The following is an 18,084-nucleotide window of genomic DNA, read 5'->3' on the forward strand; positions in this document are numbered from 1 at the left end:
GTCAGCAGGGCGCCGCCGCAGGCGGGACGCGGGACAGACTACCCCCGGCGAAGAGTGCCGTTTCGATTGCTGGAACGAACGCTAAGCTGCGCGTTGGTCAGACATCCAGCCGCTGGGTGCAGCTTCTATGGCTCGGCCCGGCTAGGCTCCTAGGCAGAGGCGCGCGCTGAGACGACCCCGAGAAGCTCTTGAAGCTCCCCCTTGGGCAGTGGCCTTGACAGTAGAAAGCCTTGGAGCTGGTCACAGCCGAGCTTGCGCAGGTAATCGCATTGGCTTTCGGTCTCGACCCCTTCGGCAGTGGTGCTAAGTCCCGTCGCACGAGCCAGGGTGATAATCGCCTGAACGATGGCCTCGTCGCCATTGGAGCGGCCAAAGCCCTGCACGAAGCTGCGATCGATCTTGATCCTGTCCACTTCCAGCGTCTGCAGTCTTCCCAAGGAGGAGAATCCGGTGCCGAAATCGTCGAGTGCAAAGCGCACCCCGATGCTGCGCAGAGCCTCGATGTTGTTTCGGCATTCGCTCCGGCGCTCCGACAGAGCGCTTTCGGTAACTTCGATTTCGAGCCGCCGCGGGTCCATGTGCGTCTCCAACAAGATACTGGTCACCCGCATGGCGAAACTGGGATTGTTCAGCTGCAGGGCCGACACATTCACCGCCACGGTCTCGATGGGCCAGTCCGCCGCGTCAAGGCACGCCTGCCTGAGAACCAGTTCGCCAAGCTTTTCAATCAGACCTGTTTCCTCCGATAGCGGTATGAACAAATCCGGTGCAACCCAGCCCCGCTCCGGATCAGACCAGCGGGCCAGCGCTTCGACACCCGTCATCCGGTTTGTGTCAGCGTCGTATAGCGGCTGATAGTGGACCTGGATTCGACCGGTTGCATTCAGCGCGTTGCGCAGGTCCTGTTCCATGCCTTTGCGCATCGCCAGCGTCAGATCCATCTCATGCCCAAAGAAGGCGTAGCTGCTCCGGCCGCCCGCTTTGGCATGGTAGAGCGCCACGTCGGCTTTCCGCACCAACTCGACCGTGTCCACCCCGTCCTTGGGTGCAACCGCTACCCCGACACTTACGCCGACAAAGACTTGCACCCCGGCGACCTCGAAGGGCCGACGGGCAGACTCGATCAAATGCTCGCATAGCGCCTTGACGTCATTCTCGCCGCCAACCGAGCGTCGGATGATGATGAATTCATCGCCACCGAGACGCGCCACGGTGTCGGCTTCAGTCGTGAGCCGTCTTAGCCGGTCCGCGAACTCCCTGAGCAGCTCGTCACCCGCCGGATGGCCAAAACTGTCATTAACCTGCTTGAAGCGGTCGAGGTCGAGGTAAAGAATCGCGAGCTGCTCGTCCGTCGACGGCAGGCGCGCCAGCGCATCTGCCAGACGCTCGTTGAACTGACCGCGATTGGGCAGAGCGGTAAGCAGATCGTTATGAGCGAGGTGGTAGATCCGATCCTCGGTTTCGATCAGCTTTAGTGTCCGCCTGCGAAAGCCGACGAGGGCCATGATGACGCCCGCCAGCACCAGGCCGAACAGAGGGACGAGAACGGGCACGAGTTGAAAGAGGACAAATGCTCCGGGCCGGTATGGCCGCCAAACGAAGAAGCCGATAGGTCCAGATCGGTCGACAACGGGATACGAAGCCTCGCCGGAAGCAAGGTTACTGTCCCAGGAGAATCGGGCGCCATCGAGCAGATAGTCCTGCCGCAAGGCGGTGAGGAAACTGCCGTCGAGATAGCGAACCGCCACATGCAGGAATTCCTGGCCTGGCACCTGCGCGATGTGGCCACTGTCGGAAACCACGGGTTTGATGCTGACGACCGCGGGATGGCCGGCGACAACGGCCAGATCGGAGGCGCCTATGGTGAGCACCTGTTCCGTCACACCTTCGGTATCGCCTCGCTTCAACCTTGCCCTCAAAGTCTGGACCAGGGGCGTGGTGGTCGCGCGTATGGCGCGGTAGCTGCCCGGGTCAGCCGTCGACCCATCGGTGAACGCGTAGACCGGCGCATCATTGGCATCGAGAATATAAGCCTGGTCGTGACCGAAATAGGTGTGCATCCAGCTGCCGAGGTTGGTATCGAGCCATTTCGCATCGCCGCTGCGCAGTGCGTTGACCGCGTCGTCCCAAACCGTGACGCTCTCCTGGTCGTGCGCTACTGCGCTCTCCAGCTTTGACGTGATCAGTCCAACCAGACTTTTCTGCCGCGCCGCGGCAACGCGGTCAGTCTGGATCGTGGACCAAAGCAATAGACCTGCCGCGGCTGCTGCAATGAGCAGTGTCAGCCCAATGACGGGCAAAGCCGTTCGCATCAGGAAGAGACGACGGGTCGGTTCGGCAAAATGTCGCAGCAGTTTCATGAGATCGCTATAAGCGATGAACACTTCTGGACCGTTAAAAGGCCCTGCGCGACAAGGGCCCGCGCGTGCCCTGCCCGGCAGGCTTGTCCGGGGTCGCTGTATCGCCGCGGAGCCGACGCGTCAGGCCGGCGACGCCTAGGATGAAAACCGGCGAGAGCTGGACGATGCGGCGGCAGCCACGGGCAGGCATCTGAGACCACAATGTCAACAGCTTTTCAGATCGACCGATCCGCGTCTCGGTTCGTCGATCGGGACAAGCGCCTGGTGAAACTGCGGGGCTAGGTTAGACGCCCAACCTGTCTCTCAGCGGACGCATCGCCACCGCGGGTATATGCAATTTCGCTAAAATTATCGGAACTGATCGCCGTCCCACGTTTTGACTCCCGATTCCAGGAGTTCGCGTGCGCATGAGCAAGACCGAATACCGGCTGCCGTTCATCGAGTTCCAATCGCCAACGCTGGTCGAGAAAGCTCCTGACGGCGGCAACTGGCTTCACGAGATCAAGTATGACGGATACCGGACCCAACTCATTGTGGAGGGCGGAACAGCGCGAGCCTTCACGCGCCGGGGTTACGATTGGTCACATCGGTATAAGAGAATCGTTGAGGCCGCGGCGAGCTTGCCGGCAAAGTCCGCGATCATTGATGGCGAGGCTGTTGTTCTGGGCGAGACAGGCCTTCCGGACTACCAAGCGTTGGAACGGGAGCTGGGCAATCCGCGTTCGCCGAGGCTCATCTTCTATGCGTTCGACCTGCTTCACCTCAACGGCAGCGATCTTCGGCAGCAACCGCTTTTGGAACGCAAGGCTGCCTTGGAGAAGCTGCTCATGAATTCAGCGGCGACGCTGACCTATGCAGAACATCTCGAGGTGAGCGGCATGGAGATGTTCGCCCACGCCTGCCGCATGGGCTTGGAAGGCATAGTGTCAAAGCGCGCCGATTCCCCCTATCGCTCCGGCGTCCAGACAAGCTGGGTCAAGGTCAAATGCATCAAGAGCGACACCTTTCCTGTGGTGGCTTTCGTCGAGAAGCTTGGCGCTCGGCCGCGCCGGATCGCCTCGCTGTACATCGGCAGGCGCGAAGGCGACCGGCTGCTTTATGCCGGCAAAGCCCAGAGTGGCTTCAGCTTGAGCATCGCGCGACAGGTCCGGGAGCGACTGGACCCGCTGATTGTCGACAACTCGCCATTGTCGGAGCCGATCGACAAGCCGAAGGCCACCTGGGTTAGGCCGGAGGTTCTGGCCGAGGTGCAGTTCAGCAGCGCCACCGACCGTGGCATCTTGCGCGAAGCGGTATTCAAGGGCCTTCGTGAAGATCTCGTCACGATCCCCGCAAAGCCGCCCGCCGCATCGAAGCGGCGGAACAGGGCCGAGGGACACGCAGTGCCCCGTGAGAACGTTCTTCAGCTGCTGCCGGACGCGATCTCGCCTTCCAAGGAAGCCCTTATGCGCTACTGGGGACAGGTTGCCGAGCAGGCGCTGATCCATCTCTGCCACCGACCACTGAAGCTGGTCCGCCACGCGAGCGGGACCACTTTCTATCACAAGGGTCCCTTGCCCGATATTCCGCGCGCCGTGCATCAGCTGCGCGTCCAGAAGCGCGAGGGTGGGGAGGGCGTGCGGGTGTGGGTGGATGATCTCGCCGGTTTGCTCGGGCTGGTCGAGATGGATGCTGTCGAACTTCATCCGTGGAACGCCACCATAGATGACATCGAGCGGGCCGACCGCGTCGTGCTGGACCTCGACCCCGGCGAGGGCGTCGAGTGGGAGCAGGTGATTGAAGCGGCGCTGGCGCTTCGCGATATCCTGGAGGCTTCAGGTCTGAAGAGTTGGCCCAAGGTCACCGGTGGCAAGGGCATCCATTTGATGGCCCCTCTTGAGACAAAGATGACCCACGACAACGCCCGGCAACTCGCCAAATCGCTTGCCCGGTGCCTCGCTGACGCTCATCCCGACCGCTACCTCCTGTCTGCAGCCCCGGCGGCGAGAACGGGACGTATTTTCATCGATTATCTTCGCAACGGGAGAGGCAACACGGCCGTGGGCGCGTTCTCTCCACGAGCACGCCTCGGATTTCCCATCGCACACCCTGTGACATGGGGCCAGGTTGAACGGGGGGTGCGTCCAGACGCCTTCACCATGGATCACCCGTTCAAGGCAGTCGTCAGGAAAGCAGCCTGAGGTGAAGCCAGTGCGGCATGCTGTGGCAGTGCTGTCCGATTTTGCTGCCCTGGCCGCCTCGATTCCGGCGCGGTAAGGAATCGTGCCGCTTCGGTCACGCATGAGGTCGCACGGGTGCCGAGCACTGCCGGAGCGGCCTCTACGCGGCAATTATCATTGACCGGTCCGCACGGCTGCAAGGCTGGTGCAAGCGATGCCCTGCCAGAGCGGTCGGCGATAACCCCCCAAGTGCATTGGCCCGATGGTTCCCGCAGCCGCGCTCGGCTGGAAACGAACAACCATCTTCCTTGTCTGCGGGAGAACTGGATACTAACATTTGTTATGGGGATTATGCGGGAAAAATGGCAACCAAGACTGTGCAGAACTCGATTAACCAATCCCTGCCTGCCTGATACGGATGCCTTCGGAAAAACCCGTCGTCCTCATCCTGGAAGATGAGGCCCTTATCGCTTTGGATCTCGAGTCCGCGCTGAATGACGGTGGCTTCAGCGCGGTTGTGCTGCGTCATGCGCAGAAGGTGAAACTTTTTTGGCGGCAGCCAGACCAGACGCCGCCGTGCTGGATGTCTCGTTGAAGGACGGAGAATGCTCCGCCTTGGCAAAGACGCTCGTTAGCTCGCGGCGTGCCGTTCATTGTCCACACCGGCAGTGACCCCTTGGGCCAGGATGAAGTATTCAGTCGCGGCATTGCGTTCGGCAAGCCATCCAACCCCGATGACATAATCGCGGCCGTGGAAGCTGCCATCGCGGTCAGTTCCAATGACGAGGTCGCGCCCGATGCGCTTGCAGCCAACTTCGGCAAGTCGCCGATTAGGACAGGTTGATTGCGACGTTGCGCAGCAGCGCAACGGATTTTCGCATACCCTCCATAGGGGTCAGCATCATGTCCTCGTGCTCAATTGACAAGACGTCGTCGTAGCCAACCTGCTTGAGCGCGGTACAGAACTGCCGCCACCAGGTCTCACCGTGACCGTATCCGAGTGTGATGTAATTCCAGGCTCGTTCGGCATAGAGGTGTGGTGGGCGCGGGTCCAGTGTGCCGTCCATGGCTGCGACGATGGGCTCGACCCGGATATCCTTGGCGTGGACATAGTAGATGGCCGAGCCGAGCGTGCGAATGCCGGCAATCGGATCCGCCCCCATCCACAGCGGGTGACTGGGATCATAGTTGGCCCCGACCGTCTCTCCGACAGCGTCACGCAGCTTGAACAATGTCTGGACGTTGTACACGGCCTGGTGGCCATGCAGTTCCACGCATAGCTTGTGAATGCCAAGGTTGTTTGAAAAAGCCACGAGGTCGCGCCAGTACGGAATGATGCGCTCCTCCCACTGATAGCGCTGGATCTTGAGGCATTCCGGCGGCCAATCGGTGACGATCCAGTTCGGGTTGGCGTCACCCGGTCCGCCCGGCAGGCCTGACATCATGACGACACGGTCGATCTCCATCAGGCCGGCCAAGCGAATTGTGTCCTGTGTCACTCCATGATGGACCTTCCCCTGCGGGCCTGGGTGCAGCGGATTGCCCGAGCAATTGAGCGCTGCAATCGTCAGCCCGTGATCCCGGATCTTGGCGACGAACTCCTTGCGCGCGGCAGCGCTCGCGAGCATGGCCTGAAGGTCGATGTGGGGCGCCGACGACCAGTTTCCGCACGCGAACTCCAATGTCTGAAGCCCAAGCTCGGCGGAGGCGGCTAACATCTCGTCGAATGAGAGGTCGCCGAGGCTGTCCGTAATCATGCCGATCTTCATCGGAAGCTCCTCATTTTGGTTGATCTAAAACCTGACGGTCTCGAACCTGCCCGACTTGGCGGAGGCAAGCGCTGCCTCGCATAGGATCATCGCTTTGCGGCCGTCGCTTGCCGTGACGTCGGGCCGTCGCCCCGTTTCGACGCAGGTAATGAAATGATCGATCTCGGCCGCGTAGGACTCGGCATAGCGCTCGACGAAGAAGTAATAGGGCTTGTCGTGCGATATCGCCTTCGCGCCTGACATTTCGACCGATGTCGGCACCCTGTTGCCGGCCCGCAGCATCCCGTCGGCGCCATGCACCTCGATGCGCTGGTCGTAGCCGTAGGCGGCCCTGACGCTGTTATTGATGTGACATTGCCGGCCCGACGCCGTGCGCAGCACGAACATCGCGGTATCGTAGTCCCCCAGCTTGGCATATTGCGGCGCGACAAGCGACGACCCGGTCGCGAAGAGCTCGACCGGTTCCTCGCCCAACAGGTTTCGCGCCATGTCGAAGTCGTGAATGGTCATCTCCCGGAAGACCCCCCCTCCTCCCGCCAGCGCTTGCTCGGTTTCCGGCTCCGGATCCCGGCTGGTGATGATGACCTGTTCGACGGCACCGATCTCGCCTTGCGCAAGTCGCGCCTTCAGCGCCCGAAAGCTCGGGTCGAACCGACGGTTGAATCCGATCTGAAAGGGCACAGCTGACTTCTCGACAGCCGCCAGACATTGATCGGTGCGCTGGAGATCGAGATCGATCGGCTTTTCGCAGAAAATCGCCTTGCCCTTGGCGGCCGCGGCCATGGCCAGGTCGGCATGCGTTCTCGTTGCCGAAGCAATGAACACCATGCCGATCGATAGGTCATTCATTACGGTCTGGGTGTCGGCGATTTCGGCCCCTGTCAGGGCCGAAACCTTCGATGCAGCCTCGGGGTTCGGATCGACGATGTAGCGCAGGCGCACGCGCGGGTGGCGCGCGAGGTTGGCCGCATGTACCTGGCCGATAAGGCCCGCTCCGAACAGACAGACATCGATCATCTCTTTGATTTTCCTAAAAGGCAGCATGGTGCCGGGGCGGCCGTTAGCCTGGCCGGGACAGCGACTGATTGACGTGAGCGGCTGCCCAGCCAGGTCGTCATTTCACGGCTCCCATGGTGAGTCCGCGCACCAGATGGCGCTGCACCAGCAGCGCGAAGACGACGATCGGCAACGCGCCGATAACGCCGGCGGCCGACATCGAAGCCCAGTCGGTGTCGATGCGGCCGATCAGCGTGGCGGTGCCGCGTGGCATCGTCATCGCCCGGGGCGTGGCTGTCAGCGCCAGAGCGAAAAGGAATTCGTTGAAGGTGACAAGCACGGCAAAGATAACGGTCGCCGCGAGGCCGGGAGCTGCCAGCGGCAGCGTGATGCGCCAGAACGCACCGAAGCGGGAATCGCCATCGACCATGGCGGCTTCCTCCAGATCGACGGGGATTTCCCGAAAGAAGCTCTCCATCATCCAGACGCAGAAGGTGATGTTGAAGGCGGTGTAGGTGGCGATCAAACCCAACCAGCTGTCGAGCAGGCCGAGCTTGAGCATCAGCAAATAGACAGGGATCAGGATCACGACCGGCGGCACGATGCGCAGCGTCAGCAGGAACAAGCCGACCTTGCGCTCCATCATGAAAGGCAAGCGAAAGCGGGCGATCGCATAGGCGCCCAGGGCGCCACCGACCAAGGCGATCGTCACGGAGAAGAACGTCACCACCAGCGAGTTGGTCAGATAGGCGCCGAACTGCTTTTCCGTGAACAACCTGATATAATTATCCAGCGTCGGAACATGTGGATAGAGCGTGCCTTCCTGGGTGATTTCGCGATTGGACTTAAGCGATGTCGAGACAAGCCAGTAGACGGGCAGGAGCACGATGGCCAATACGGCGCTCATGAACCCGATCCGCGCCAGACGATTGTTCATGATGCATCGACCCTGCGCAGAAGCCGCACGGCGCTCAAGGCCAGCGCAAGCACGACCAGCCCGATCGTGACGAACAGCGCGGCCGCATAGCCCGTCTGCTGGAATTTGAAGGCGGTGTCGTAGCCATAGATCGAGACGAGCCGCGTCGCCTCGCCCGGTCCGCCCCGGGTGAGCACGAACACCTGGTCGAACGTGCCGAAGGCGTCGATCGTTCGCAGCACGATGGCGATCGCCAGCACGGGCCGCATCATAGGAAAGGTAAGATCGGCAAACACCCGCCAGATGCCGGCGCCGTCGACGCGAGCGGCCTCGAAGGGTTCATGCGGCAGCGACTGCAGGCCGGCCAAAAGGATCAGGAACATCAGTGGCGTCCATTCCCAGACATCGAGCACGACAAGGCCGAGGAAGGCCTTGACGGGGTTTCCGAGAATTTGCACCTGGCCGCCGCCCATCCACTCGGAGACTGCCGTCAGCATGCCCGCGTCGCTGGCATAGATCAGCCGGAAGACGATGGCGACCACGACCGGCGTTATCACCATTGGGATGATCAAGATGGTTCTCAGCAGGCGGATGCCGCGAAATTCGCGCAGGCAAAACAGCGCCAGGGCAAAGCCCAGAATTGCCTCGAAGGTGACCGACAGGGCGACGAATTTAACCGTCACCAACAGCGAATTCAAAAACTGGGGATCGCTCCACAGTTTGATGTAGTTCCCCATGCCGACATCGGCGACTACCGAGCCATAACGATAGGCCTTGGTGCTGGCGCGCAGGCCGTCCCACAAGGGATAGACGAGCACGCCGAGCACGATCAGCAGGCCTGGCGCCAGCATGAGATAAGGGAGGGCGAGGTCGAGCCCCGCCCCCTGCAGACGGTATTTGCGATTCTGCGTCCCGCCGTTTGGCATCAGTAATAGCCGACCGAAGACAGGTAATCCTTGACCTGCTTGGCGGCGGTGTCCAATGCGGCCCCACCACCCGAGCCAGCCTGGAGCGCCTTGTTGAGCTCGATGCCGAGCAGTTCCTCAACCTTGGCCCAATCTGGCGTGCGCGGCCTCGGCAGCGCGCCAGCGTCGAGCTGCTGCAAGGCGACGGGGATCAGCCGGTTGCCGGGCTTGGCGACGCCGAAGGCGCTCCGTTTGACCGGGATGGAGCCTGCTTCCGACAGCTTGGCCTGGACGCCGGCGCTGACATACCATTTCAGGAACTCGACCGAGTTGGCCTTGTTGGGCGCCGATTTCGGAATGCCGGCAATGAAGATACCCATCTGGGCAATCGCCGCAGTCTGCTTCGGCACGACTCCGAAGTCGAGCTTGCCAGCCACCTTTGTCTGCGTCGGATCGTCGGCCTTCAGCGCATTGCCGGAATATTGGATGATAGCACCTGCTTCGCCGCCGAGGATCGCCGCGCCTTCCTGGTCCGAGTCGAACTCGACGACGCCGCTCGGCGCGTTTTGCTTCATGGTGCCGACGAAGAATTCGGCCGAGGCTTTGCCTTCGGCGGAATTGAAGACCGGGTTCCATTTGTCGTCGAAGAAGGAACCACCGAACGACAGGAAGACCGGGTACCAACTGGTCACGATCGGATTACCGGAAACGCCACGGAAGACGACCGGATATTTGATTTTGCCCGCCGCCACGCCTTCCTTGCCCTTTGCGATCACCTCGTCCCAGGTTTTCGGCGCGCCGCCTGTGTAGACATCGTTGCGGTAAGTCAGCGTCTGCAGATCACCGACGAACGGCACGCAGATGAGCGCCGGCGCGGCGGTTTCAAAACCCTTCACGCGCGGGCCTTTCTGAGGCGGCCAGTAGCCCATGTCGATCATCGAGCCGATCCAGTCCTTGTCGCCGCCATCGATGCCGGCCGCTCCAAGATCCTCGAGCACATTGGCGGCGCCGAACTGCGGCACCCATGGATCATCGAGAAGATAGAGGTCGTACTGGCCGGCGCTGTTCTTGGCGTCGGCGAACCACTTCTCCAGCGTTACGCCATATTCATCCTCGAGAAATTCAATGTCGAAGCCGGCATCCTTGGCCAGTGGGATGATCTTCTGTTTGAACGGCGTCAGGCCGCCATCGGCGAAGGCCCCAATGATCACCTTCTTCCCGGCGGCGCTCGCCGGGACAGGCAGGCCCAGTGCGGTAAGGGCCGTCGTGGCAAGTGCAAGGCCAATTCCCCCCTTGAGCACGGTACGGCGAGTAAGTCTGCTAATGCTGGACTGCGTCATTTCACTCTCCATCACTGTTGACCCTGTGGACGGCCGTCAGGCCGGCGGAATTGAAGAAGCATGCATTCGACACATCGAAAGTGAGCCCGATGTTGGCGCCCACCGCCCCCCGGAAGTCGCGGCCGGCACGAACCGAGACATTGCCGCTGGCGATGCGGACATTGACCAAGGTCTCGTTGCCCATCGGTTCGACGACATAGATCTCGCCGGGCAACGTGGCCCGCGTGCCGGGTGCTGCAACACTCATGTCTTCGGGCCGCAGCCCGATCTCGACCGCGCGGGCAGCGCGGCATGTCGCCAGCCGGGGCGCCTGTATCGGAACCATTGCTCCGCCGACTGCGATGCATTGTTCAGCAAGCGCGACCGGCAGAATGTTCATCGGCGGGTTGCCGACGAAGGTGGCAACGAAACGGTTGGCCGGGCGGTCGTAGATATCGGCCGGCGGCGCCATCTGCTGCAGTTCACCGGCGTGCATGACCGCGACGAGGTCGGCCATGGTCAAGGCCTCGACCTGATCGTGCGTGACGTAGAGGGTTGTTGCGCCAAGCCGCTGGCAAAGCCGCTTGATCTCGCCGCGCATGGTCAGGCGCAGGCGTGCGTCAAGGTTCGACAGCGGCTCGTCCATCAGGAAAGCGGCCGGATCGCGAACAATGGCGCGCGCAAGCGCCACGCGCTGCCTCTGCCCGCCCGAAAGCTGGCGCGGCCGGCGATCGAGCAGGTGGCCGATCTCGAGGACCGTGGCGACTTCGTCGACCTTGGCGCGGCGCGAGGCATCCGGCATGCCGCGAATCCATAGAGGATAGCCGATGTTCTCAGCGACGGTCATCTGCGGATAGAGCGCATAGCTCTGGAAGACCATGGCGATGTCGCGGTCGCGCGGCTGCAGCCGGGTCACGTCACGCTCACCGATGAAGAGCTTGCCGGCGCTCGGCATGTCGAGACCGGCAAGGATGCGCAACGCCGTCGTCTTGCCGCAACCCGAAGGACCGAGCAGGGCCAGGAACATGTGGTCGGGGACTGCGAGGTCAAGCGAGCGCAAGACGTTCAGCGCGCCGTAGTTCTTGACCACACTTTGGTACAGGACAGAACTCATTGCCGCTACCCAGCGCGCCCTAAGCGTATCAGTTCTCCCGTTCCTTGACCTCGAAACCGGCTCTGAGGGCCAGGTCGTGCAGGTTGCGATAGCCCATCGTCGCATAGGTAAGGGGATGGGCCTTACTCGGATCCTGTTCGGCCTCGACCACCAGCCAGCCGGTATAGCCATTGTCAGCCAGCACCCCTAAAAGCGTCGGATAGTCGATGGACCCATCGCCGGGCACAGTGAAGATGCCTTCCATCACCGCGCCCATGAAACTCATATCCAGGGCGCGAGCGCGCTTCAGCACATCGGGCCGCACATCCTTGCAATGCACGTGAACGACGCGACCGATGTGGCGCCGCAGCAACGTCTCGGGATCGCCGCCGGAAAACAGGCAATGGCCGGTGTCATAGAGGAGGCCAACGGCTTGCCCTGAACCGGCCATCAGCCTGCCGATCTCGTGATCCGTCTCGACGATTGTCCCCATGTGGTGGTGAAAGGCCATGCCAACGCCAAAATCGGCGAACCGTTCAGCCAGTCGCGTTATCTTCTTGCCGTAGGATCTCCACTCGTCGTCGGCGAGCTTGGGACGCTGCGAGATCGGATCGTGAATGGCGCCATGGCGGCCACGCGAGGTATCGGCGTAGACGACGTGCTTGGCGCCGAGGTCGCGCAGCAGCGTCAGATGCGGCAGGATGGCGTCGAATTCCTCCTCGACCTCCTTTTCGCAGATCCGGCCATCGTACCAGCCGGAGACCAGTCTAAGACCATGGGTCGCGAGAGCCACGGCGAGGTCCTTGCTGGCACGCGGGAACTTGCCGCCGAGTTCCGTTCCCGCGTAGCCGGCTTCGGCCGTTTCGGAAAGGCAGACCTCGAGTGGGGTATCCCCGCCCAGCTCGGGCACGTCGTCATTGCTCCAGGTAATCGGATTTATGCCTATGCAGACAGCCATCATCGTTCCTCATCGGACAGGCCGGGCCATTTGCTGGCGGTGCCTCATCAAAACCAACCAGGTCGGTGAAGGCGTCGGCTCGTGGTGTCTGGGCCCGTTGTTCCCTCTTCCTTTCATTTAAGCGCCGATCTGTCTCCATCGCGAGAGCCAGTTCGGTGAGAAGTGAGGGTGCCAGTTTCACTTCGCGCGGCGCTCGTCTAAGCTCGATCCGCTCTCATCCCGCGAGGCTTTTCCAATGCAGCTATCGAGGCGTAAGCGCCAAGGCTTTCCGATGGACGCGCTGATGATCAATCGGACTGTGTATGAACCGATTCATCGCCAGCTCTACCGGCAGATTGCCGCGATGATCCGTGAGCGTCGTCTGGCACCGGGATCGGAATTGCCGTCGACGCGCGCGCTGGCTGAGGATCTGGGCCTCGCCCGCAATACTATCTTGGCTGCGTATGACCAACTGGCGACGGAAGGTTATCTTACGAACCGGCAGGGCGCGCGACCGGTGGTCATCAACCTGCCCGTGAACTCGACCGATCAAGGTGGCAAACCCACTGCCGTGGCGATCCGCCGCCCGCTTTCGAGGCGCGGCGAGAGCCTGATGCAGCAACCCTTCCATCATGGAGCGCCAGGGCGCTTCGCCTTTCATCCGGGCATGCCGGACCCACAAAACTTCCCGTTTGGCGTCTGGGGCAGGCTGCTCGCACGCCGGGCAACGTTTGGCGCCGACATGTTGTTCGGCACCTATCATGTGACCGGCCTGCCGGCGCTCAAGGAGGCAATTGCCGGCTACCTGACCTCGGCCAGAGGGGTGCGATGTTCTCCCGAACAGATCGTCGTAACGACGGGGGCGCAGGCGGCGTTCGATCTGCTGGCGCGTCTGCTGCTCGATCCGGGCGACACAGTCTGGCTGGAGGAACCGGGCTACTACGCGGCCAAGGCAACCTTCACCGTCGCTGGCGCCAACATTGTGCCGCTTGTTGTCGACCGCGATGGATGGCAAATGAGCCAGCCCGAGATTTCACCGCGCCTGATCTATGTGACGCCCGCCTGCCAGCACCCCTTGGGAATCACGATGCGCATGGACCAGCGGCTGCGGCTGTTCGAAATCGCCGAGCGCAACAATTCCTGGATCATTGAAGATGATTTCGACGGTGAGTACAGATTTCAAGGAAGGCCGGTGCCCGCCATACAGAGCATGGATTGCGCGGACCGGGTCATCTATGTCGGTACGTTTGCCAAGTTGCTGTTTCCGGCGCTCAGGCTGGGGTTCATGGTCCTGCCCGCCGCCTTGTGCGAGGGCATTCCGCATGCGCTGAGCACCACTGGGCAGTTCGCGCCCCTCCTGCTGCAGGCAGCACTGGCCGATTTCATCGATGAAGGCCACATGACCCGCCATCTGAAGCGCATGCGGCGCATCTACGCCGAGCGCCGCAAGCTTTTCTACGAATTGTGCCAGACCGAACTGGCCGATCACATGACCCTTTCGGCGGCGGAAGCCGGAATCCAGGTCGTTGCTTCGCTTCACGGAAGTTGCGACGATCGGGCGGTCGTGCAATGCGCCGACAAACTCGGTGTCAACGCATCGCCGCTTTCGAAATATTACTGGTCATCCTCCGGGAATGGCCTCGTGCTTGGCTATGCCGCCTGCAACAAGGCCGACAGCGAAGCGGGAATCCGACGTCTGCGCCAGGCCATCGAGCAGGTACGGACTTTGTCATAACCCGTCGGCCTGCCAGGAAGCGGGATCCGGCATCACCTCGAAATCCTTCGCCATGGCTTGCCGAACACCTGGCTGCTGACCTCACCTGGCGGGGACGGGCGCTGAACGGTCTCGGGCCGGCGTCCGACGTCGGAGTTGTCCCGATTCAGTTCGATCTGGCCCCTTGCGCAAATCGTAACATCGCATTGGCCCAGGACCTGATTGGCTCACAATGGCCAAGCAAATCCCCACCAGATATCCAGTCAACCGCCTCGCATGTGCCCCTCCTGTATAGGCATAGCGGTGTCTCTGTTCATCCGCCACAGATGCGTGGCGCATTAACATACCATCGAGCGAGCCTACCGCGCCTTCTCAATAATTGCCGTTGTAGTACCGGTCATCGCACGGCGCGGTGTAAATTCGGCCGTAGCGGTCCTGGTACCGGCAGAGCTGATCCTCACGACGCTGCGGGGTGGTGGCGGAGCCGACCACTGCTCCTAGCAACGCGCCGCCGGCCGCGCCGATCACGGTGCTCTTCGTGTTGCCGCCAATAGCCTGGCCGACCAGGGCGCCGCCGGCGCCGCCGAGCAGAGCGCCCGTAGTTGCCCGCTGCTGGCCTTCCGTCTGCGTTTCGCAGCCTGCCAGAGCTGCCGTCATCAGGACAGCCAAAACCGCTTTGTTGAGTCTCATCTGAGGAACCTCCTTGAGGCCGCGAGGGCCGATCGCGCCAAGTGCTGCGGCATTGCGGCGGAACGGCGGCGGGCTGTCTCACGAAGTGAGACATGGTTTCTCGCTGGTTGAACGTTGATCTAAAACGGGCCCTAATCAGCCAGATTGTTAGGCACGACGTTCCCGTGGCGGCGCTGATAGTTTCCCTGATTGGCGCCGGTCCGGCCATTTTCCCAGCAGCGGCGTTGCATCGCTCTCAATCACCGACGTGCCAATTATTGGGATGAGCGACGGCTCTTCAGCCTTTTTCCTATCTCCAGTTTTCAGCGCTGCGATTTCTTCATCGCGCCTCGTGATGCGGCTTTCCAAGTTCGCGATGCGCTCGGTCAGAAAGTAGCGGCCGGCGACGAATCCTCCGCTCCCGAACAGCACTGAAAAGGTGGCAAACGCTATGGCGTTGCCGATGACCAATGCGGCATTCGTTTGGAAGAAGGCGATCAGGTCGTGCATGTTGAACATCCTGTGGGGTTCCGGAGGGTGGAGTTCCGGTCCGAACGACCACGTCTTTCGAACTAGCCTCGCCGCCGCCGTTTTTGGCGCCCGGCACAAGCCTCTCCTGCTCATCTGCTTCCAGCAATAAGGAATATATTCCTGTCTCGTCAAGGCCCATCCTGACTTTTTGTTCCTATTTCGTTCACTGCTGGCCCAATTGCGACAGGAAGGCGAACGATGAGGCTTCAGCTGGAGATCGAAGGAGGTTCCTCAACAGTGGAGCCGCGCGCCATCGAGGCCGCTAAGCTATGTTTGCGGCGGCGCGCATCTCCTCCGAGCAATGGGATGTCCGCGGTTCAAAACTGGGGCGATGCGTGCTGTCACGACGATCAAGCTCCCGTGCAGGACGAGGATATGGATGATGCCAAAAAGGCGGCGATCGAGTTGTTGGATTGATGTCCGACTGCGATCCGCCTTCTCAGAAAGAGCCGAAACTCATCGTTGTCGTGGCATTCGACCGCGGACTGGATGAGAACTGTTCACGGTTACGGCCCGACTGATCAGCGAAGCGAGGAGCGGGTGATTAGGATCGCCAAGGCGCTCGCCTCGAAGCATGTCGGCGTGATTGCCTGAAGCCGAGATGCGGACCCTGCATTGGGCGACTACGGCCACAACCCTCTTCGTCATCGCCGATGTCAGACATGGAATAAGCGCCAGTCACGAGCTTTTGCGCCGCACAGCCCACGGAGAGAGGCCGGCCGAACAAGACGGCGATTGAAATTGTCGCCTTCCGGGCGGAGTTGGCCACCGGCTCGCCTTTTGATCCGGACGCGCTCTTCCGCACGGCAGGAACCCGTCCCATGAAAATGTCGCTCGGGGCGCGTATGACTGGAGCCGGACGAATGTCTGTCGTGTGCCGCGGCAGACCCGGTTCCGTAGGTGGCCTGCGAGGTTCTACGGCAACAGAGCAGATCGGCTACGCACGTTACGCAGCATCCCTACCCGATTTTCGGCCCTTGGATTTGGTGCCGCCCTTAATGCCTTCCTTGGCAAGGCTCTTGCGAAGCACCGAGGCCAAGTCGATGACGTTTTCTTTTGGCGCCGGCGCCGGCTCGGGCGGTGCTTTGCCCTTGCGCTTGGCGTCGATCATGGCAATCAACGCATCCTCGTATGTATCTTCGAACTTTGACGGATCGAACTTGGTGACTTTCTTGTCGATCAGCAGCCCGGCTATCTCAAGAAGGTCTTCATCGTATTTGGGGCTTTCCAGGCCATTGAACACCGTCTTTTCCGACGTCATCTCGTTGTGAGTGCGCAGCTCGGTCAGCAGCATCCCCTTCTGGAAGGGTTGGATCAGCACCTCGCGCCCGCGCTGGTAGAGCACCACGCAAGAGCGCGCGGCCACGCGCTTGTTCGCCATCGCGTCACGAAGAACCGAAAAGGCTTCGAGCGAGGCGCCGTCCGCCGGGATCAGATAATAGGGCTTTTCCAGATATCGAGTGTCAACCTCCTCAATTGCGACAAATGAATCCACCTCAAGTGTGTGGGCCGATGTCAGCTTGAGTTTCTTGATCTCATCCGGCTCGACCTTGATGAAATGGTCCTTGTCCACCTCGTATCCCTTAACCTGGTCCTCGCCCTCGACGATATCGCCGGTTTCTTCGTCGACATACGCGCTTTTGACGGGCAGCCCATCTTTCCGGTTCAGTATCTTGAAATGGATCTTGGAGGCCTCGCTGGTTGCACCGACGATCTTCACGCCGCACGAAACCGACCCGACCTTCAGAAAGCCTTTCCAAACCGCGCGGGGTGCCGCCATGACATCGCTCCTTGTCTGCCGTCAGTAAGAACACACGAAGCCGCCACCCGTTCCGTCGGCGCACCCGGGCTCCGCTACTCGGTTGCCGCCATCGGGCTGGTTTGAGGACAGCGGTGACACCCCGGGGAATGCTGTGGAGCGGTAGCCGACCTCGTTCGCGCATGCGCGGTCACCACCGGCGTCTGCCGGTGACGGGCGCACCGTGCTGCCTCATTTGACTCAGTTCGAGCCAAAGCGTAAGCCGGCTTTCCCGCCCACGTCCAGAGCGCATCTACTAACCTTAAGGTTTGAAAAATGGACGACAAATACGCCAATGCGCGTGAGCATTTTTTCGCGGCAGTTCGCACGCTAGCCGCCTCTTCCGATCCCATCCAAACACGATTGATCGACGCAAACCTGAATGTTTTGCATGTCACGCTCGATGAATTCGCGGGCGACCGCGCGCTCAAGTTCAAGTTCGCCAGGATTTTGGACCTTCTTGCCGCCGACCAGGACGACATTGAAACGGTCGCCATCGAGACGACCGCCCATATGACGGACTTTGAAGCCGTCAAGGTGGCGGACCTGATCTGCGATTTCTACTATGAACTGACATAGGCACCGACACCGAGTACCCCGGTGCGCTCGAGGTGCGGCAAGCCCAGGCCCCGCGGCTCGTCGGCTGGAACCGACCCGCTATGTTCCCAGTCGTGTCTCTTGCAGCTTGCGAACAGCCGCCGCCTACACAGATCCGCTTCCAACCCTCTCAACGGCGGTGGCGGGAGACGTGAATTATAGCCGAAACGAATTCCTCCTGCTTGCGTTCTTGCCTCTCCGGTCGGCGGCCAGGTGGCAAAATGGCAGGGTCAGAAGTTCAGTGCCGGCAATGCTGCCCTCACGGCGTTCACCAAAGCCAGTGCAACGGCTCCACGATGATGTACCCACAGTATTGCGGAA

The 18,084-nt window shown here is 61.3% G+C and carries 15 protein-coding genes; 4 read left to right on the forward strand and 11 right to left on the reverse strand.

The features are described 5' to 3' along the window. Nucleotides 1–149: 149 nt before the first annotated feature. Nucleotides 150–2,360, reverse strand: a complete 2,211-nt coding sequence (locus LB555_RS01370) for a putative bifunctional diguanylate cyclase/phosphodiesterase (RefSeq protein WP_140877460.1) — start codon at nucleotides 2,358–2,360, stop codon at nucleotides 150–152. 407 nt (nucleotides 2,361–2,767) lie between these two features. Here LB555_RS01370 and ligD point away from each other — a divergent pair, with 407 nt between their 5' ends. Next, nucleotides 2,768–4,540 carry a DNA ligase D gene (gene ligD, locus LB555_RS01375; protein WP_140877458.1) on the forward strand — a complete coding sequence of 591 codons (1,773 nt, stop codon included), beginning with the start codon at nucleotides 2,768–2,770 and terminating at the stop codon, nucleotides 4,538–4,540. A gap of 809 nt (nucleotides 4,541–5,349) precedes the next feature. Here the strand turns inward: ligD and LB555_RS01380 are convergent. The 7 genes from LB555_RS01380 to iolE all read right to left on the reverse strand — a co-directional run bounded on the left by LB555_RS01380 (nucleotide 5,350) and on the right by iolE (nucleotide 12,475). After that, on the reverse strand, nucleotides 5,350–6,288 hold the full coding sequence (locus tag LB555_RS01380; protein ID WP_140877457.1) for a sugar phosphate isomerase/epimerase family protein: 939 nt from the start codon (nucleotides 6,286–6,288) through the stop codon (nucleotides 5,350–5,352). Between the two features lie 24 nt (nucleotides 6,289–6,312). Next, the gene (gene iolG, locus LB555_RS01385) at nucleotides 6,313–7,305 is read right to left on the reverse strand and encodes an inositol 2-dehydrogenase (protein WP_140877455.1); all 993 of its coding nucleotides are present in this window, start codon (nucleotides 7,303–7,305) and stop codon (nucleotides 6,313–6,315) included. Nucleotides 7,306–7,402: 97 nt separating this feature from the next. Beyond that, nucleotides 7,403–8,191, reverse strand: a complete 789-nt coding sequence (locus LB555_RS01390; protein ID WP_224682174.1) for a carbohydrate ABC transporter permease — start codon at nucleotides 8,189–8,191, stop codon at nucleotides 7,403–7,405. Nucleotides 8,192–8,217: 26 nt separating this feature from the next. Further along, nucleotides 8,218–9,126 (reverse strand): carbohydrate ABC transporter permease, encoded by a 909-nt coding sequence (locus LB555_RS01395; protein WP_140877451.1) that lies wholly within the window; start codon nucleotides 9,124–9,126, stop codon nucleotides 8,218–8,220. Further along, the gene (locus LB555_RS01400) at nucleotides 9,126–10,445 is read right to left on the reverse strand and encodes an extracellular solute-binding protein (RefSeq protein WP_015316702.1); all 1,320 of its coding nucleotides are present in this window, start codon (nucleotides 10,443–10,445) and stop codon (nucleotides 9,126–9,128) included. Before LB555_RS01400 ends, LB555_RS01395 begins: the two co-directional genes overlap by 1 nt. 1 nt (nucleotide 10,446) lies before the next feature. Beyond that, complete coding sequence (locus tag LB555_RS01405) at nucleotides 10,447–11,538, reverse strand: ABC transporter ATP-binding protein (RefSeq protein WP_140877449.1); 1,092 nt, start codon at nucleotides 11,536–11,538, stop codon at nucleotides 10,447–10,449. Nucleotides 11,539–11,566: 28 nt separating this feature from the next. Beyond that, nucleotides 11,567–12,475: a myo-inosose-2 dehydratase gene (gene iolE / locus LB555_RS01410; RefSeq protein WP_140877448.1), complete on the reverse strand. Its 909-nt coding sequence runs from the start codon at nucleotides 12,473–12,475 to the stop codon at nucleotides 11,567–11,569. A gap of 271 nt (nucleotides 12,476–12,746) precedes the next feature. Between iolE and LB555_RS01415 the strand changes: the two genes are divergently transcribed. Beyond that, nucleotides 12,747–14,189, forward strand: a complete 1,443-nt coding sequence (locus LB555_RS01415; protein WP_224682175.1) for a PLP-dependent aminotransferase family protein — start codon at nucleotides 12,747–12,749, stop codon at nucleotides 14,187–14,189. A 351-nt stretch (nucleotides 14,190–14,540) separates the two neighbouring features. Here the strand turns inward: LB555_RS01415 and LB555_RS01420 are convergent, their stop codons facing one another. Beyond that, a complete protein-coding gene (locus LB555_RS01420; protein ID WP_015316698.1) occupies nucleotides 14,541–14,858 on the reverse strand; it encodes a YMGG-like glycine zipper-containing protein in 318 nt (105 codons plus the stop codon). Nucleotides 14,859–15,005: 147 nt separating this feature from the next. Further along, complete coding sequence (locus tag LB555_RS01425) at nucleotides 15,006–15,347, reverse strand: hypothetical protein (RefSeq protein WP_140877444.1); 342 nt, start codon at nucleotides 15,345–15,347, stop codon at nucleotides 15,006–15,008. Nucleotides 15,348–15,566: 219 nt separating this feature from the next. Between LB555_RS01425 and LB555_RS01430 the strand changes: the two genes are divergently transcribed. Continuing rightward, nucleotides 15,567–15,785, forward strand: coding sequence for a hypothetical protein (locus LB555_RS01430; RefSeq protein WP_140877442.1), 219 nt, complete (start codon nucleotides 15,567–15,569; stop codon nucleotides 15,783–15,785). Nucleotides 15,786–16,314: 529 nt separating this feature from the next. Here the strand turns inward: LB555_RS01430 and LB555_RS01435 are convergent. After that, nucleotides 16,315–17,148 carry a Ku protein gene (locus LB555_RS01435; RefSeq protein WP_140877440.1) on the reverse strand — a complete coding sequence of 278 codons (834 nt, stop codon included), beginning with the start codon at nucleotides 17,146–17,148 and terminating at the stop codon, nucleotides 16,315–16,317. Nucleotides 17,149–17,442: 294 nt separating this feature from the next. Here LB555_RS01435 and LB555_RS01440 point away from each other — a divergent pair, with 294 nt between their 5' ends. Further along, nucleotides 17,443–17,745, forward strand: coding sequence for a hypothetical protein (locus LB555_RS01440; RefSeq protein WP_140877438.1), 303 nt, complete (start codon nucleotides 17,443–17,445; stop codon nucleotides 17,743–17,745). Nucleotides 17,746–18,084 lie beyond the last annotated feature (339 nt).

The sequence above is a fragment of the Mesorhizobium sp. BR-1-1-10 genome (assembly GCF_020165595.1).
In the GTDB taxonomy this organism is placed as follows: Bacteria; Pseudomonadota; Alphaproteobacteria; order Rhizobiales; family Rhizobiaceae; genus Mesorhizobium; species Mesorhizobium australicum.

Excerpts from the sequence above, each read along its gene's own strand:
- LB555_RS01425 (WP_140877444.1), bottom strand. The coding sequence starts at position 15,347 with ATGCACGACCTGATCGCCTTCTTCCAAACGAATGCCGCATTGGTCATC.
- LB555_RS01395 (WP_140877451.1), bottom strand. The coding sequence starts at position 9,126 with ATGCCAAACGGCGGGACGCAGAATCGCAAATACCGTCTGCAGGGGGCG.
- ligD (WP_140877458.1), top strand. The coding sequence starts at position 2,768 with ATGAGCAAGACCGAATACCGGCTGCCGTTCATCGAGTTCCAATCGCCA.
- LB555_RS01390 (WP_224682174.1), bottom strand. The coding sequence starts at position 8,191 with ATGAGCGCCGTATTGGCCATCGTGCTCCTGCCCGTCTACTGGCTTGTC.
- LB555_RS01415 (WP_224682175.1), top strand. The coding sequence starts at position 12,747 with ATGGACGCGCTGATGATCAATCGGACTGTGTATGAACCGATTCATCGC.
- iolG (WP_140877455.1), bottom strand. The coding sequence starts at position 7,305 with ATGATCGATGTCTGTCTGTTCGGAGCGGGCCTTATCGGCCAGGTACAT.
- LB555_RS01420 (WP_015316698.1), bottom strand. The coding sequence starts at position 14,858 with ATGAGACTCAACAAAGCGGTTTTGGCTGTCCTGATGACGGCAGCTCTG.
- LB555_RS01370 (WP_140877460.1), bottom strand. The coding sequence starts at position 2,360 with ATGAAACTGCTGCGACATTTTGCCGAACCGACCCGTCGTCTCTTCCTG.
- LB555_RS01435 (WP_140877440.1), bottom strand. The coding sequence starts at position 17,148 with ATGGCGGCACCCCGCGCGGTTTGGAAAGGCTTTCTGAAGGTCGGGTCG.
- LB555_RS01400 (WP_015316702.1), bottom strand. The coding sequence starts at position 10,445 with ATGACGCAGTCCAGCATTAGCAGACTTACTCGCCGTACCGTGCTCAAG.
- LB555_RS01380 (WP_140877457.1), bottom strand. The coding sequence starts at position 6,288 with ATGAAGATCGGCATGATTACGGACAGCCTCGGCGACCTCTCATTCGAC.
- iolE (WP_140877448.1), bottom strand. The coding sequence starts at position 12,475 with ATGGCTGTCTGCATAGGCATAAATCCGATTACCTGGAGCAATGACGAC.
- LB555_RS01440 (WP_140877438.1), top strand. The coding sequence starts at position 17,443 with ATGGACGACAAATACGCCAATGCGCGTGAGCATTTTTTCGCGGCAGTT.
- LB555_RS01430 (WP_140877442.1), top strand. The coding sequence starts at position 15,567 with ATGAGGCTTCAGCTGGAGATCGAAGGAGGTTCCTCAACAGTGGAGCCG.
- LB555_RS01405 (WP_140877449.1), bottom strand. The coding sequence starts at position 11,538 with ATGAGTTCTGTCCTGTACCAAAGTGTGGTCAAGAACTACGGCGCGCTG.